We start from the raw sequence: 16,358 nt of genomic DNA on the forward strand, positions 1-16,358 counted from the left end.
ACCCCAGTACGGTGGCAGCCGTGAGCGCCCACTCCGAACACAGCATCATCCTGATCCGCCACGGCGCGACCGAATGGTCGCGCAACGGACGGCACACCGGCACCACCGACCTGCCGCTGCTGCCCGAGGGCGAGGCCGATGCCCGCAAGCTGCGCGACGAGATCCAGCAGCTCGACATCGTCGCGACCTTCTGCAGCCCGATGCAGCGTGCACGCCGCACGGCAGCGCTGGCCGGCCTCGACGACGTCCGCATCGATCCGGACCTGCGTGAGTGGGATTACGGTGCCTACGAAGGACTTTCGACGCCGCAGATCCGCGAGCAGCTTGGCGACCCATCGTGGGAGATCTTCGCCGACGGTGTCGAACCGGGCGCCACTCCGGGCGAGACCGTCGAGGACGTCGCCGCGCGCGTCAGTCACGTCGTGCGCCGGGTCGTGCCGCTGATGGAGATCGGCAATGTCGCACTCGTCGCGCACGGTCACTCACTGCGCATCTTCGCGGCGATCTTCCTGCGGCAGGAGGCGCGCATGGGCGCCCAGCTGATGCTCAACGCCGGCTCGTTGTCGAAGCTCGGCTTTTATCACGGCACCCCGTGCATCCAGTCGTGGAACGCCGGCGGGGACTTCGCCTAGCCCACCGCCCAGGTGTGCACCGGCTCGCCTCCGTGCATCAACTCGAGATAGCGCCGCAGCATCCCGACCAGCGCACTGCCGCGGTCTTTGCCTTGCGCCTCAAGCGATTTCACGCACGCGATCTGCCATGACGCGCCGTTCTGACCGGTGCGGCAGCGCTCCTCGATGATGCCGAGGTAGCGGTCCCGGACCTCCTCGGCGACACCCCACTCGGCCAGGCCCTGGTGCGCCAGCGGCAGCAGGTGCCGCAGCGTAAGCTCGTCCGCGCGCACCTCGCCGAAACCCGGCCAGTAGACCTTCGCGTCGATGCCGCGCCGGGCGCACTCGGTGAAGTTGTCCGCGGCTGCGTCGAAACTCATCCGTGTCCACACTGGGCGGTCAGAGTCGGCAAGCATCCGGGCGACGCCGTAGTAGAAGGCGCTGTTCGCCATACCGTCGACAATGGTGGGACCCGCTGGCAGCACACGGTTTTCGACCCGCAAGTGCGGTTTGCCGGCGACGATGTCGTAGATCGGGCGGTTCCAGCGGTAGACCGTGCCGTTGTGCAGCCGCAACTCGTCCAGATGCGGCGCCTCGCCGCCCTCGAAGACCGCGACCGGGTCCTCGTCGGTCGACTCCGGCAGCAACGCCGGGAAGTAGCGGACGTTCTCCTCGAAAAGATCGAAGATCGAGGTGATCCACCGCTCGCCGAACCACACCCGCGGCCGAACGCCCTGGTTCTTCAACTCGATAGCCCGGGTGTCGGTCGCCTGCTCGAAGAGCGGGATCCGGCTCTCGTGCCACAGCTCCTTGCCAAAGAAGTACGGCGAGTTGGCGCCGACCGCCAGCTGGATGCCGGACAGCGCCTGGGCCGCGTTCCAGTAGTCGGCAAAACGGTGCGGCTGCACCTGCAGATGCAGCTGCACGGATGTGCACGCGGACTCGGGAGCGATCGAATCGGCATACATGGCAAGGCGGTCGCCGCTGCCGCCCTCGATATCGATGAAGATGTCCTCGCCGCGGGCGGAGAAGATCGCCTCGTTGAGTGCGGCGTAGCGGGCGTTGGCGCTCATCCAGTCGGTGCTGAAGTGCTCGGGCATCAGCGTCGGCAGGATCCCGATCATCGCGATCTGGGCTCCCGCGTCGTTGGCTTTCCGCTCGGCCCGGTTGAGACTCTCCCGCAGGTCCTGCTCGAGCCGGAGCGCCGAATGACCCGGCAGCGGACGCGGACTCACGTTCAGCTCGATGTTGTACTGCCCGAGCTCGGTCTGGTAGTCCTCGTCCGCGATCGACTCCAGCACAGCCGTGTTGCTCATGGTCGGCTGCAGGTCGTCGCCGACCAGATTGAGCTCGATCTCCATCCCGGTCAGCTGCTTCTCGAAATCGAAGCTGTGCGTCGTCAGCATCCGCTCGAAGACGTCGAGGTCCTGGTGCACCTTCTCGCGATAGCGCTGCCGCTGCTCGCGGGTGTATGACGTGGCGGCGACGTCCTTACCCATGATGACCTCCTCGTGTCAGCGTGTCGGACACGCTTCCACAATCTGACCACGCGCGGCGGCAAAATGGGTGGAGCTTCTCGCGCCGCACCACGATGCGGACAGCGGCGCCACACGCCGGGCGCGTTTCCGGGGTATGTCGGTGCCGCCTCATACCCTGCATGTCATGCGCTTCCTGCACACCTCCGACTGGCATCTGGGCCGCCGCTTCCACGGCGTCTCGCTGCTCGACGCGCAGGCGGCATACCTCGACCAGGTCGTCGAGACGGTGCGCACGGAGCGGCTCGATGCGGTGCTGGTCGCGGGTGACGTCTATGACAAGGCGCTGCCCGGCCCGGAGAGCGTGGCCCTGCTGGACGAGACGCTGGCGCGGCTGCGGGACACCGGCGCGCAGGTCGTGCTGTCGTCCGGCAACCACGACTCCGTGGTGCGGCTCGGATTCGGCTCGCGAGTGCTGGCTCACGGTGGGGTGCACATCCGCACCGCGCCGGAGTCGATCGGCCAGCCGGTGCTGATCGACGATGTCGCCGTTTACCCGATCCCCTACCTGGAGCCGGCGCTCGCCGCGCCTCGGCTGGACGCGGCCGAGACGACCCATGCCGGTGTGCTGCGGGCCGCGATGCGGCGCGTGCACGCGGATGCTGCCAAGCGTGGCCGGGCCGCGGTCGTCATGGCGCACGCGTTCGTGACGGGCTCGACCACGTCCGACTCCGAGCGTGACATCGGTGTCGGCGGTGCGAGTGCGGTGCCGGCGAGCACCTTCTCCGGGGTTTCGTATGCCGCTCTCGGGCACCTGCATCGTGCCCAGGAAGTCGGCAATGTCGGGCGCTACAGCGGCTCGCCGGTCGCGATGTCGTTCTCCGAGGTCGGCCACCACAAGAGTTCGGTCCTGGTGGACGTCACCGACGAGGGCGTTGCCACGTCACTGGTCGACGCGCCGGTCGGCCGCCCGCTCGCCGCGCTGCGCGGCACGCTCGCCGATCTGCTGGCCGACCCCGCCCTCGTCGACGCCGAACATGCCTGGTGCCAGGTCACGCTCACCGACGCGACCCGGCCGCTAGCGGCGATGGAGCAGCTGCGGCGACGCTTCCCGCACACCCTGGAGCTCCTCTTCGACCAGCCTGCCGGGCTCACCTCGGGCAGTCGCTACGCGACCCGCGTCGCCGGCAAGGGCACCCTTCAGTTGTGCTGCGACTTCCTGGAGCACACCCGCGGCGGGGCGCCGGCGACCGATGCGGAGCGCGCCCTCCTGCAGACCGCCGTCGAAGCCACCCGCATCGCGCGCGGGCAACGCGACGAGGCGGAGCCGGTGCGCACGGTCGAGGCGGACTCGGCATGAGGAGCGAGCGACCCAGGAGGCACAGTACGAATGCCGAGCGCCGAGGCACGGGGCGGCCGGCATGAGGCTCCATCGCCTGCGGCTACAGGCGTTCGGCCCGTTCGCCGGCACCGAGCAGATCGACTTCGACACCCTCGCCGCCGGCGGTTTGCATCTCATCCATGGACCGACCGGTGCCGGCAAGACCAGCATCCTGGACGCCATCTGTTTCGCCCTCTTCGCGGCAGTTCCGGGTGGCCGAATGCAGGGTCGCACCACGGTGCGCAGCGACCACGCACCTGTCTCGACGCGACCGGAGGTGGAGCTCGAGTTCAGCGTCGGAGACCGCCGGCTGCGGGTGCAGCGCTCCCCGGAGCACCAGGTGCCCAAGCGCCGCGGAGAGGGTCTGCGCACGCAACGCGCGAGCGTGCAGCTGGCGGAGCTGCACGCCGGACGATGGAACGCCGTCAGCACCCGGCACGACGAAGTCGCCCAGGTCGTCGGCGAGTTGCTCGGCATGGGTCTGGCTCAATTCGCGCAGGTGGTGCTGCTGCCGCAGGGCGAGTTCGCTGCGTTCCTGCGCGCCACGGCCAATGACCGAGCCAGGCTGCTGGAGCGGCTTTTCGACATCAGCGACTTCGCCGCGGTCGAGCAGTGGCTCGTCGAGCACCGCAAGGCAGTTGAAGCCCAGGTGCAGCGTGCGGACGCCGCACGCGCGGCGTTGCTCGCCCGCGTTCGCGACACCCTCGGCGGCATACCGACGGAGGCAGGCGGCGCCGACTCCGACCGCGAGCAGCCGGAGCTCGATGCCGAGGTGCGCGCGGAAGTGCTCGACCAGCTCGCGTCCGACCTGTCCGGCCGGCTGACCGCCGCGCTCACAGCCGCCGACGCCGCCGACGGCGACGCCGAGCGGCTGCGCGCCCGGCTCGCCGACGAACGCGCCCTCGCCGCACTGCAGAGCCACGCCGCCGACGCTCGCGCCACTCTCGACCGTCTTGCGGCTGGAGCGGCACAGCTGGCCGAGACGCGTGAGCGGCTCGACCGCGCAACCCGGGCCGAGGTATGCCGGTCGGCCCTCGACGCCGCAGCCCGCCGCGAACGGGCCGCTGCCGCCGCAGCGGTGGACGTCGACGGTGCACGAGGCGCGCTCGCCGCGACCAGCCGCTGGTCCGTGCCCGAGTCGCACGGCGTGTCCGGGCTCACCGCGAACGCGCTGCACCCACTGCACGAGCGCGCCACCGCGGGCACCGCGGCCCTTGCCGGTCAGGCGGAGTTGCACCGCCAATCACGGTCAGTCCAGCGCGAGTTGCGGGAGGCGATCGCCGCCGAGCAGGTGGCCCGGACCCACGCCGAAAGCGCTGCGGCGCTGGCCCGGTCGGGCGCGGAACGCCTGACGCAGCTGGCCACCCGGCGCACCGGGCTGTTGCCGGAGTCGGTCACGCACCCGCAGTGGCAGGCACTACGCAGCGAAGTCGCCGCCGCGGACAAGGCGGCGGACTCGTTCGCGTCCGACCTCGCCGAGTGGCGCCGCCTGACCGGCGAACACCGCACCGCGCGCCGAGACTGGGCTGCCGCCGAGCGCGGCGTGCTGCAGTTGCGCACCGCGCGGCTGGCCGGCATCGCCGCCGAACTCGCCGACGAGCTTGCCGATGGGCAACCGTGCCCAGTCTGCGGCTCCTGCGACCATCCGCAGACGGCCCAGTCCGCACCCGACCGGGTCAGTCCCGAGCAACTCGACGCCGCGGAGGCCGAGCTGGCCAGCTCCGCGAGTCGCGCCGAGCACGCAGGTGCGCGCCGGTCGACGGCAGCTGGTCGCGCCCACACGACGGGGCAAGTGCTGCTGGAAGCGCTGGGCGTGCTGTCAGCGACACCGCCCGCGGAGCCAGAGATTGCCGAAACTATCGCAGCGGCAAGGCAATCCGTGGTCTCAGCACTCTGCTCAGCGGGCACCCTGCACGACATCGTCGCGCAGCTGACAGCCCCCGATGCCGAGGTGACCGAAGCCGGGCTTACTGCGGTGGCCCAGCTCCGGGGAGCACTGGACCGCGCCGCCGATCAGGTTGCCGTCCACGAGCACCGCGCGGCCGATGCGGTCCGACGTGTGCGTGCGCTTGACGACGAGCTGTCCGCAACGCGTGCCGAGCATGCGGACGCCGAGCAGGCCGCCGCTGCCGCCGCGGAAGCCGCCCGCGCGGCGAAGGCACGGGTCACGTCGCTGCGCGCGCAGCAGGCGGCAACCGATGCGCGCCTGGCGGAGCTGGTTCGTGACCACGATGCGGTCTGCGGGTGCGCGGCGGACACCGAGGCCACCGCCATCCACGCCGCGTGCATCGAGCAGCTCGACGCATTGCTCGCCGCTGTCGCGGCGGCGCACGTCGCCGGGAAGGAGAAGGTGGCCGCGCGACGGGCAGCCGACCAGCAGCTCGCCGAGCAAGGCTTCACTGACGACCGATCTGCCACTGCCGCAATGCTTTCCACCGATGCACGCACCCGGTTCGCCACCATGGTCGAGCGGGCGCGGGAGGAGCGGCTGAAGGCCGAGGGTGTCCTCGAGCAACCCGACGTCGCCGCCGCGGCCGCTGCCGCACCGGCGGAGGTCGAGCGCATCGCCACCGAGTCAACGGAAGCCGAGCGAGCGGCCCGCCATACCCGCGACACGGTGGGTGAGTTGCGCCGCGCTCTGCAGACCATGCAGCGCATCGCCGCCGAATTGCGCAGTCACGACGCACAGACCGCGCCGGTGCGGGCCGAGTTGGCGGTGGCGACGTCGCTGGCGGCAGCGGTCACGGGTGCGGGGGACAACGTGATGCGGATGCGGCTGACGGCATACGTGCTGGCTGCCCGCCTGGAGACGGTGACGGCGCTGGCCAACGAGCGGCTCGCGGTGATGACCGCCGGGCGTTACCAGCTCGAACACACCGACGCCCGAGCCGGGCGGGGCAGCAAGAGCGGCCTGGGGCTGCGGGTGCGTGACGCCTGGACGGACACCACCCGCGACACCGCGACGCTGTCCGGCGGCGAATCGTTCATCGCCTCGCTGGCCCTCGCTCTCGGCCTGGGTGACGCGGTGCTGCAGGCGGCCGGCGGTCGTCACTTGGAGACGCTGCTGGTCGACGAAGGGTTCGGGTCGCTCGACGAGGACAGTCTGGAGCACGTGCTCGACGTGCTCGACGAGCTGCGCGCCGGCGGCCGCAGCGTCGGCATCGTCAGCCATGTGGCCGAGTTGCGCACCCGCATCCCCACGCAGCTGCGGGTGCACAAGACCGCGCGCGGTTCAACTCTGGAGGTCTGCACGGCGACCGAGGTTGCCTGACCGAGCGGCGCCGGGCTGGATCGATCGCTCGGGCGACGTGCGTTTGGGCGCGAACTGACCTCTCAGCGGCCGCGATCGGGCAGGTGGACCAGACCGGAGCGGAGCGCGGCAAAGGCGTATTCGCGGACACCTCCACGTTCGGCGGCGATGTGCGCGACCGGCAATCCGTCACGGACCGCTTCGACCGGCCACCAGTCGATGAAATGCATCGTCTCGGCCGACAGCCAGGCCGCGATGCCCAGCTGGTCCTCGCCAATGCGACCATCGAGCGCGGCGGTGATGACGTCGCGCACTTCGAGGTAGTGAGTGTGGAATCGGGAGGTCAATGCCCGGCTGGCGAGAATCATGCCGGCGAAGGAGGGCCAAGTGGAGACGCCGTCGATCCCCCGCAGAGCGCGGTACACGGGACCCTCGAGTTCTCTGGCCGCACAGTGGTCCTCGAGCGCGTCGATGGCGGAGCCCAATCCGGTCACCGGGTCGAGCGCGGCCCTGATATCGCCGAGATCGCCGACAAACTCGTCGAAGACGAGATCCTCCTTCAGCGGAAAGTGATTCGTCACGGTCATCTTCGACACGCCGGCCAGCTCGGCGATTTCGGCGATGGAGACCGCTTCGAAGCCCCGCTCGAGAAAGAGACCCGTGGCGACCTCGGCGATCCGGGCGCGACGCAGCTGTTTGGAGTTGGCCGCACGAGGACTTGACACCATGTCACCAGTATAGCCAAAATTATGACCGACCTAAATTAGGTTCGACCTAAGGAGTCGGGATGTCGGACGTCACTGTGGTGGGTGGTGGCCCCGTGGGCCTGATGGTCGCGTACGAACTCGCACAGCGCGGCGTGGCGGTGCAGGTGCTGGAACGCCGTGCCGATATCGATCCGACCGTGAAGGCGGGGTCGGTGAACGGTGCAGCAGCGCAGCTCCTTCGACTGCGCGGTCTCGACGTGGAAGATCCGATGCCCGAGCGGCGGCCGGAGGCGGGCTGGGCCGTGCCCGCTCCCCGCTTCATCGGTCATGTGGGTGGCCTCAAGATTCCACCCGATGCCGTCCGCTATGACGAACTGCCCGAGGCGCCCGTGCCGCTGATGGCGAGCCAGCAGGACATCCAACGAGCACTGCTGACCCGGCTGGACGGACTGGGAGTCGACGTGCAACGCGGCATCGACGTCACGGGGGTCGAGTCTGCCGACGACCACGTCCGCATCATCACCGACCGCGGCGAGGTGACGGCCGGCTGGGTGGTCGGCGCGGACGGCGGCCGTAGCACCGTCCGCAAGTCAGCCGGCATCGACTTTCCCGGCGTGGATGGAGTCATGACCGGGCGGCAGATGATGGTGCGCGGCGAGGGCCTGGACGAGTTGGCGCCCGGCTGGCACCAGACGGACACGGGGGTCTATCGGCGCATGCCGGGGGCAGAGGTCATTCTCACGGCCGAGTTCGATGGCGCTCCCGAGGACCGCGACGCCATCATCACAGCCGCGGAGATCGAGGGATCGATTCGTCGCGTGACCGGGATCGAGGTTCACATCAGCGAGGTGCTGAGCGCGACGAGGTTCACCGACAACACCCGGATCGCCGAGCGCTACCGCGCAGGTCGGGTGCTCCTCGCCGGTGACGCGGCGCATGTCCATCCGCCTTTCGGCGGTCAGGGACTCTCCCTCGGAATCATCGACGCAGCCGAACTCGGCTGGCGCCTCGCCGCTGTCATCCGTGGCAGTGACGCGGACGAACTGCTCGCCGGCTACGAGGCCGAGCGCAAGTCCTCGGCCCAGCGTGTCATCGACTGGACGCTCGCACAGATCGGGATCATGCGCACCGACCCGCGCTCCCGAGCGGCCGGGCGACTCGTCGCCCTGCTGATCTCGACGCCGGACGGCGCCACTGCCGCGGTCCGGATGCTCAACGGCGAAGCAACGGGGACGGCGTCCCCGGAGGCCATGTCGCCGCCCGCAGCCGGTTGACGAATCCCCGCGCGATTTGCGGACGGTCCGACGGGACCGCGGAACGCCGTGGGAAACTTGGCGCCGTGCGGCTCATCAAGCAGTCCAAGAAGCTCCAGGACGTCAGGTATGACGTGCGCGGTCCGATCCTCGTCGAAGCCGAGAAGCTGGAGGCGCAGGGTCACCGGATCCTGAAACTCAACATCGGCAACACGGCGCCGTTCGGCTTCGAGGCGCCGGACGCGGTGCTGCGCGACATGATCCACAACCTGCCGCAGTCACAGGGCTACAGCGACAGCCGGGGGATCTACTCGGCGCGAACGGCCGTGGCGCATTACTACCAGTCGCACGGCCTCACCGACGTCGGCGTCGAGGACGTCTTCATCGGCAACGGCGTCTCCGAGCTGATCAGCATGGTGCTGCAGGCCTTCGTCGACGACGGCAACGAGATCCTCATCCCCGCACCGGATTATCCGCTGTGGACCGGAGCGGTCACCCTGGCCGGCGGCACCCCGGTGCACTACCGATGCGACGAGTCGGACGACTGGAACCCCGACCTGGCCGACATCGAGGCCAAGATCACCGGCAACACGCACGCGCTCGTCGTGATCAACCCGAACAACCCGACCGGAGCGGTCTACTCCGAGGCCACCGTCCGGGGACTGGTGGACCTCGCCCGGCGGCACGACCTGGTGCTGATGGTCGACGAGATCTACGAGAAGATCCTTTTCGAGGATGCCGAGCACCACCATGCTGCGACGTTCGCCGCCGACGACGTGCTCTGTCTCACGTTCAGCGGTCTGTCGAAGGCGTACCGTGCCTGCGGCTACCGGGCCGGCTGGCTGATGGTGTCCGGACCCAAGCATCTGGCGGCCGACTTTCTGGAAGGCCTGACGCTCCTGGCGAATATGCGCATGTGCGCCAATGTGCCCGGTCAGCACGCCATCCAGACCGCGCTCGGTGGCTACCAGTCGATCAACGAGCTCATCGGGCCCGGCGGCCGTTTCTACGAGCAGTCGATGACCGCGTGGCGGCTGCTGAACGAGATCCCCGGGGTCAGCTGCGTCAAGCCGCGCGGCGCGCTCTACTGCTTTCCCCGTCTCGACCCGGCCATCTACCCGATCGAGGACGACCAGCAGTTCGTGATCGACCTGTTGCGCGCCGAGAAGATCCTGGTCACCCACGGCACCGGTTTCAACTGGTTCGAGCCGGACCATTTCCGGCTGGTGACCCTGCCGGACGTCGACGTGCTCACCGAGGCTGTCGGCCGGATCGCCAGCTATCTCAGTGCAGTTAGGGCGGGCGCGCCGATCTCGTCGGTATCAGCGCAGTGAGCGGGCTGCACTGCCCGGCGACCGTGCTGCTCGCGCGACACGGTGAAGCGGCATACGAGGCGACGACGTGGTCTGGCGAAGGCGGCTCGCTCACCCTCACCGGCCGTGCCCAGGCGGCTGCGCTAGCCGATCGGCTGCACGGCCGCCGCGTGCTGCACGTCTACTGCAGCACCATGGCGCGCGCTGTGCAGACGGCCGAGATCGCCGCTGCGAAGCTCGGCGTCGGGGTCACCACGCGAATCGGCCTGCAGGAGTTCAGTTTTGGCAGTTTCGCGCAGGACGAAGACAATCCAGTTACCAAGACCTTCGCACGTTGGTTGGACGGCAACGATCTCGCGGCCCGCGTCGACGGTGGCGAGTCGGGCGAGGAGGTCGTCGAGCGGGCGAACGCCGTGCTGGCGGAGATCGCCGATGCGCACTCGGGCGAAACCGTGCTGGTCGTCGCGCACGGCGGCATACTCAGCCTCGCCATACGCAATCTGCTGACGTTCGAATCCGGTGTGCGGCCACAGCGATTCGCCAACTGCGCGTATGCCGAGACCGAGCTCCGCAGCGACGGCTGGCGGCTGACCGGCTGGTCGGACCCCGAGTAGGAACACCCGGGGTGGAGAGTCCTCTCCACCCCGGCTCCACCCGCAGATCTGCCCACGGGAGGATCCGCTTTCGCCGCCGGACGCCGAAGCTGGAAGACATCACCGAGCACCACTTCCAACGCGAAAGGCGAGGCCCATGTCCGACTTCCAGCAAGCACTCCTCATCAGCGGTGGCATCGCCGCCGTCGTCCTGGCCACGCAGTACGGCCGCCGGGCACTGTCCACTCACGCGATCCTCCGCCCGCTGGGGATGATCGCCGGCGTTGCGTTCTTCTACCTGCGCGGCATACCGACCGACCGCTCCGAACTGTGGCTGTATGCCGCGGGCCTCGGCCTCGGACTTCTCTGCGGCGCCGTCGCCACCGTCTTCACCCGGGTCGAGCGCGATGCGGCGACCGGCAAGGCCATGACGGTCTGCGGCGCCGGGTTCGTCGCCACCTGGCTGGTCGTCGTCGGCGCCCGCTTGCTGTTCGTCTGGGAAGCCGACCACAACGCGGCCTTCCGGATGCACCTGGGCCAGTTCATGATGAACCACCAGCTGCACGAGTCGTCCATTGCTCCGTTCTTCGTCCTCTGGGCGCTCACCATGGTTGTCTCCCGCATCGCCGCGAACCTGCTGCGCGCCGTCCGGCTCCCGCAGGTGCAGCCGGCCCGCGAACTGGTCGCCGTCTGACACCGCCGCCCGGATCGAGCGGACCCAATCCGCATTGAGAGGACCCGAAAACCGGCGCGGTTTTCGGGTCCTCTCGATGCATGTGGGGTCCTCTCAATGTGGGCGCGCTCAGGGGGCCGCTCGATCAGGGGGTGGGGCCGAGGCCGTGCTGGAAGGCGAAGGTGACCGCGGCGGCCCGGTCGCGAACGCCGGCCTTCGCGAAGAGGTTGTTGATGTGCGTCTTGACGGTGCCTTCGCTGACCACCAGGTGCTTGGCGATGTCGCGGTTGCTCAGGCCGGACGCGATGAGTTGCAGCACCTCGCACTCGCGCGGGGTGAGTCCCGCAGGCGGCGCCGCGGACGGTATGGCGGGGGCGCCGCCCGGACCGGCCGGCTTCGCCCGTTGCATCGCGGCCCGCACGAGCTGCTGCTGCACCTGCGGGTCGAGCACCGCCTGCCCGTTCGCGACGGTCCGGATGGCCGCCGCGATGTCCGCGCGACCGGCGTCCTTGGTGAGGTAGCCGCGTGCTCCGGCGTCCAGCGCGCGCATGATCGAGGCGTCATCGCCATACGTCGTCAGGATCAGCACGTTGATGTCCGGCGCCTGCTCGCTCAGCAGACTGGTCGCGTCAGCGCCGTCCGTGCCGGGCATGTTGAGGTCCATCAGCACGACGGCGGCCCGCTGCTCGATCGCAACGGTGACCGCTGCCGCGCCGTCGGCGGCGACTCCGACGATGTCGATGTCGTCATACAGGTCGAGCATGGCGGCGACCGACTCGCGCACCACGGTCTGATCGTCCGCGACGACCACCCGGATCGGCTCATGCTCAGTTGCCATTGTTCCCCGCATTCTCCGTCTGTGCCGGCAGCGCCGCAGCGACGCGCCACCCGCCGGCGTACTCTCCGTCGTTCACCGGGCCGATCTCATGCCTGCCGTCGAGCAACTCGACCCGTTCGCGGATGCCGACCAGGCCCATTCCGCTGCCGGCATCCGACGCGGCCTCCGCACCAGGTCCATTGACGACCTCGAGCTGGATCTCGGCGCCCGATCGTGCGACGGTCACTCGCACCGGGGCGCCCTGCGCGTGGCGACGAGCGTTGGTCAGCGCCTCCTGGACGATCCGCACGACCTCCGCAGCAGTCGCCGCGCCGACGTCGCCCAGCTCGGCGCAGGTCAGCTGCTCCCCCGGCTGCACCATCCGGCCCAGGGTCACCGGCAGGTCGATCGTGCCTTCGCGCAGCGCCCGCACCGCACGACGTGCCTCGTCCAGCCCTTCCACCACCAGACCGCGCGCTCGCTGCACCGTGGCGCGCCCCTGCTCCGGCCGGCCCGCCTCGAACTGCGCGTCGGCCAGATCCAGCTGCAGGCTCACCCCCGACAACGAGTGCGCCAGCACATCGTGGATCTCCCGCGCGATGCGGGTGCGTTCGGCCAGGGCGCTGGCCCGCGCGTCGGACTCCGCGGTCAGCTGCGTCTGCTCGACGAGCTGGGCGCTCAGCCGGAGGGTGCGGCGGCGATTCTGGGTCGCCAGCCCTGGCAGTACACACAGCCCGATGAGCAACACGGTGTACCACAGCCAGGGATCCGCCGAGCCCAGCGCGTTGCTGGCGCTCGCCACGGCGACGGTCAGCACCGTCAGCAGCACCGCAACACGCGGTGGCCACACGGTGCCCACGTGCCCGCAGGCGAGGATCACCATCGAGACCGCCCAGTCGCCGGCACCGAACGCCACACCTGCAGTCACGCAGAAGCCGACGCTGACCGCGAGGCGCGCCAGCGGGCCGAGCAGCGTGGCCGGGACCAGTCGGGCATACGCGAACGCTCCGCTCGCGGCGAGCAACACATAGCTGAGCCACATCCGGCCGCCGACCGGATTCGCGGTCAGCAGCGCGAGCACCAGCAGCCCGGTCGTGATGAACGGCTGGGCGCGCTCGTCGAAGAGATCCAGCCACGCCCCGGAGGCGGGTTGCTCGTCGGACGTCTCGAGTTCGCGTCGCAGCCGGCTGAGCACAGGGCGATTCTGTCACTCCGCCGACCGGACCGCGGGAACTCAGTCCTCGAACGCCTCCGGCGGCGGGCAGGAGCAGACCAGGTTGCGGTCGCCATATGCGCCATCGATGCGGCGTACGGGTGCCCAGTACTTCCGCAGCGGGTCGACGCCGGCCGGGTAGACCGCGTCGCGCCGCGAGTAGGGGTGCTCCCAGTCGTCCACGGTCAGCGACGCAGCGGTGTGCGGTGCATGCCGCAGTGCCGAATCCGCTGCGGGGACAACGCCATCGAGCACATCCTGAATCTCGGCACGGATGGCGATCATCGCGTCGCAGAAACGGTCCAGCTCCTCCAGTGACTCGCTCTCCGTCGGCTCGACCATCAGTGTGCCGGCCACCGGGAAGGACATCGTCGGCGCGTGGAAGCCGTAGTCGATGAGGCGCTTGGCGACGTCGTCGACGGTCACGCCCGACTCCCGAGTCAGGTCGCGCAGGTCCAGGATGCACTCGTGAGCCACCAGGCCGTCCTCGCCGGCGTACAGCACCGGGAAGTGCTCGCCGAGCCGCTTGGCGATGTAGTTCGCCGACAGGATCGCCGTCTGCGTCGCGCGGGCCAGGCCGGCACCGCCCATCAGCCGCACGTAGGCCCACGAGATCGGCAGGATCGACGCCGAGCCGTATGGCGCCGCGGACACCGGCCCGGTCTCGCCGGTCAGTTCCTCGGCGAACGGGTGCGACGGCAGGTATGGCGCCAGGTGCTCCCGCACCCCGATCGGCCCCACGCCCGGGCCGCCGCCGCCGTGCGGGATGCAGAACGTCTTGTGCAGGTTGAGGTGCGACACGTCCCCGCCGAACTTGCCGGGCCTGGCCAGCCCGATCAGCGCGTTGAGATTGGCGCCGTCGACATACACCTGACCGCCGGCCTCGTGGACCAGCGAGCACAGCTCGGAGATGGTGTCCTCGAAGACGCCGTGCGTCGAGGGGTAGGTGACCATGATGGCGGCCAGGGCCTCGCCGTGCTCCTTGATCTTCAGCAGCAGGTCGTCCATGTCGATCTCACCGCTGGGCGCGGTGCCCACGACGACGACCTTCATGCCGGCCATGACCGCCGATGCGGCGTTGGTGCCGTGCGCAGAGGCCGGGATGAGGCAGACGTTGCGGGCGGACTCGCCGCGCGCCTGGTGATAGCCGCGGATCGCGAGTAGCCCGGCCAGCTCGCCCTGGGAGCCGGCATTCGGCTGCAGTGACACCGAGTCGTAGCCGGTGATCTCGCACAGCCACTGTTCGAGGTCGGTGATCAGCGACCGGATGCCCTCGGTCTGCGTGGCCGGCGCGAACGGGTGCAGGTTCGCGAACTCCGGCCAGGTGATCGACTCCATCTCGGTGGTCGCGTTGAGCTTCATGGTGCACGAGCCGAGCGGGATCATGCCACGGTCGAGGGCGTAGTCGCGGTCAGCGAGGGTGCGCAGGTAGCGCAACATCGCGGTCTCGCTGTGGTGCGCGCTGAACACCGGGTGGGTCAGGATCTCGTCGGTGCGCACCAGGGCGGCGTCCCAGTCGAGTTCACCGCCGGACGGCACCGGCGCGTTCACGCCGAACGCCCCTGCCACGGCAGCGAGTTGCTCGTCGGTGGTCGTCTCGTCGACGCTGACCGAGACGTGATCGTTGTCGACGCGCCATACATTGATGCCGCGCTGCAGAGCCGCTTCCACGACGGCGTCGGCGCGGCCGGGGACGACCGCCGTCAGCGTGTCGAAATAGGTCTCGCTCACCAGCTCGACGCCGCCGGCGAGCAGTGACTCGGCCAGTCCGACGGCCTTGCCGTGCACGTCGAGCGCGATCCGCCGCAGTCCGGCCGGGCCGTGCCAGACGGCATACATCGAGGCCATCACGGCCAGCAGCACCTGAGCGGTGCAGATGTTGGACGTGGCCTTCTCCCGGCGGATGTGCTGCTCACGGGTCTGCAGCGCGAGCCGGTATGCCGGTGCACCATCCGCGTCCACGCTGACGCCGACCAACCGGCCCGGCATGGTCCGCTCCAGGCCCTTGCGCACGCTCATGTATCCCGCGTGCGGCCCTCCGAAGCCCATCGGCACGCCGAACCGCTGGCAGGTGCCGACCGCGACGTCCGCGCCGAGGTCGCCCGGTGAGGTCAGCAGCGTCAGCGCGAGCAGGTCGGCAGCGAACGTCACCAGCGCCTTCGTCTCGTGTGCCGCGGTCACCAGCGCGCGCCAGTCGGCGATCACACCGTCCGCGCCCGGGTACTGCACGATCACGCCGAACACGTCGCGCTCCCCCGCGGCCGCGCGCAACCCGTCAGGATCGGTCACCTCACGGAGTTCAGCGACGACGACGTCCAGGTCAAGAGCAGCAGCGCGGGTCTGCACGACCGCGATCGACTGCGGCAACAGCTGGGCGTCCAGCAGCAATACGGCGCCCTTGGCAGCCTTCGAACCACGCCGCATCAGCGTCATCGCCTCGGCGACCGCGGTCGCTTCGTCCAGCAGCGACGCGCCCGCGGTGGGCAGCCCGGTCAGGTCGCTGATCACGGTCTGGAAGTTGAGCAGCGCCTCTAGGCGGCCCTGCGAGATCTCCGGCTGGTATGGCGTATAGGCGGTGTACCACGCCGGGTTCTCCAGGATGTTGCGGCGCACCACCGGTGGGGTGTGGGTGCCGTAGTAACCGAGGCCGATCATCGAGGTGAGCACCTCGTTGCGACTCGCCTTCGCCCGCAGCTCCTCAATGACAGCGGGCTCGGATGCCGCGGCCTGCACGGCCAGCTCCTCACCGGTGCGGATCCCGCCCGGCACCGCCTGCGCCAGCAACTGGTCCAGGTCCGCGTAGCCGAGGGCCTGGAGCATGGACGCGACGTCGTCGTCGGTGGGGCCGACGTGTCGGGAGACGAAATCAGGCAGGTCGAGCGCAGTCATGGTGCGGCACCTTCGGGAGAGCGTTGAGTTGACGTCTCCCCAACTGTCAGCACCCGCTGGTGCCTTCAGAGCTGCCTCGGCCAAGTGGTCCTGGTGCCTGAGAGGTTCTGGGGATGTTGCCCCTTCGGCGTTCCGGCGGTGCTGCCGGAACTCTCCCACCCGGTGTCGTAGGCGGGCCCAAAT

Annotated in this window: 12 protein-coding genes and 1 riboswitch; of the genes, 7 read left to right on the plus strand and 5 right to left on the minus strand. The window is 69.6% G+C overall.

The window, feature by feature from the left end; all coding sequences use genetic code 11:
- Positions 1-20: 20 nt before the first annotated feature.
- Positions 21-632: a histidine phosphatase family protein gene (locus EFY87_RS08200; protein ID WP_245988542.1), complete on the plus strand. Its 612-nt coding sequence runs from the start codon at positions 21-23 to the stop codon at positions 630-632.
- Here the strand turns inward: EFY87_RS08200 and EFY87_RS08205 are convergent.
- Entirely contained in the window at positions 629-2,110 is a 1,482-nt protein-coding gene (locus EFY87_RS08205) for a glutamate-cysteine ligase family protein (RefSeq protein ID WP_123270994.1), read from the minus strand. The two genes, EFY87_RS08200 and EFY87_RS08205, sit on opposite strands and share 4 nt — an antisense overlap.
- A gap of 163 nt (positions 2,111-2,273) precedes the next feature.
- Between EFY87_RS08205 and EFY87_RS08210 the strand changes: the two genes are divergently transcribed.
- On the plus strand, positions 2,274-3,446 hold the full coding sequence (locus tag EFY87_RS08210) for an exonuclease SbcCD subunit D (RefSeq protein WP_123270995.1): 1,173 nt from the start codon (positions 2,274-2,276) through the stop codon (positions 3,444-3,446).
- A gap of 61 nt (positions 3,447-3,507) precedes the next feature.
- On the plus strand, positions 3,508-6,738 hold the full coding sequence (locus EFY87_RS08215) for an AAA family ATPase (protein ID WP_158607552.1): 3,231 nt from the start codon (positions 3,508-3,510) through the stop codon (positions 6,736-6,738).
- A gap of 62 nt (positions 6,739-6,800) precedes the next feature.
- Here EFY87_RS08215 and EFY87_RS08220 read toward each other — a convergent pair whose 3' ends face one another.
- Positions 6,801-7,445 carry a TetR/AcrR family transcriptional regulator gene (locus tag EFY87_RS08220; protein ID WP_123270997.1) on the minus strand — a complete coding sequence of 215 codons (645 nt, stop codon included), beginning with the start codon at positions 7,443-7,445 and terminating at the stop codon, positions 6,801-6,803.
- 59 nt (positions 7,446-7,504) lie between these two features.
- Between EFY87_RS08220 and EFY87_RS08225 the strand changes: the two genes are divergently transcribed.
- From EFY87_RS08225 to EFY87_RS08240, 4 genes are all read left to right on the plus strand, one after another.
- A complete protein-coding gene (locus EFY87_RS08225; protein ID WP_123270998.1) occupies positions 7,505-8,698 on the plus strand; it encodes an FAD-dependent oxidoreductase in 1,194 nt (397 codons plus the stop codon).
- A 65-nt stretch (positions 8,699-8,763) separates the two neighbouring features.
- On the plus strand, positions 8,764-10,011 hold the full coding sequence (locus tag EFY87_RS08230) for a pyridoxal phosphate-dependent aminotransferase (protein ID WP_123270999.1): 1,248 nt from the start codon (positions 8,764-8,766) through the stop codon (positions 10,009-10,011).
- Positions 10,008-10,604, plus strand: a complete 597-nt coding sequence (locus EFY87_RS08235) for a histidine phosphatase family protein (RefSeq protein WP_158607553.1) — start codon at positions 10,008-10,010, stop codon at positions 10,602-10,604. The genes EFY87_RS08230 and EFY87_RS08235 overlap by 4 nt, the downstream gene beginning before the upstream one ends.
- Positions 10,605-10,740: 136 nt before the next feature.
- Positions 10,741-11,277: a hypothetical protein gene (locus EFY87_RS08240; protein WP_123271001.1), complete on the plus strand. Its 537-nt coding sequence runs from the start codon at positions 10,741-10,743 to the stop codon at positions 11,275-11,277.
- Positions 11,278-11,401: 124 nt separating this feature from the next.
- Here EFY87_RS08240 and EFY87_RS08245 read toward each other — a convergent pair whose 3' ends face one another.
- From EFY87_RS08245 to gcvP, 3 genes are read right to left on the minus strand one after another with little or no spacing between them, the layout of a single operon-like run.
- Entirely contained in the window at positions 11,402-12,094 is a 693-nt protein-coding gene (locus tag EFY87_RS08245) for a response regulator (protein ID WP_220093563.1), read from the minus strand.
- A complete protein-coding gene (locus tag EFY87_RS08250) occupies positions 12,084-13,268 on the minus strand; it encodes a sensor histidine kinase (RefSeq protein ID WP_123271003.1) in 1,185 nt (394 codons plus the stop codon). Before EFY87_RS08250 ends, EFY87_RS08245 begins: the two co-directional genes overlap by 11 nt.
- 39 nt (positions 13,269-13,307) lie before the next feature.
- Positions 13,308-16,175 (minus strand): aminomethyl-transferring glycine dehydrogenase, encoded by a 2,868-nt coding sequence (gene gcvP, locus EFY87_RS08255; protein WP_123271004.1) that lies wholly within the window; start codon positions 16,173-16,175, stop codon positions 13,308-13,310.
- 75 nt (positions 16,176-16,250) lie between these two features.
- Positions 16,251-16,343: riboswitch (glycine riboswitch) on the minus strand.
- Positions 16,344-16,358: the final 15 nt, after the last annotated feature.

This window comes from Flexivirga caeni (assembly GCF_003724155.1).
Classification (GTDB): domain Bacteria; phylum Actinomycetota; class Actinomycetes; order Actinomycetales; family Dermatophilaceae; genus Flexivirga; species Flexivirga caeni.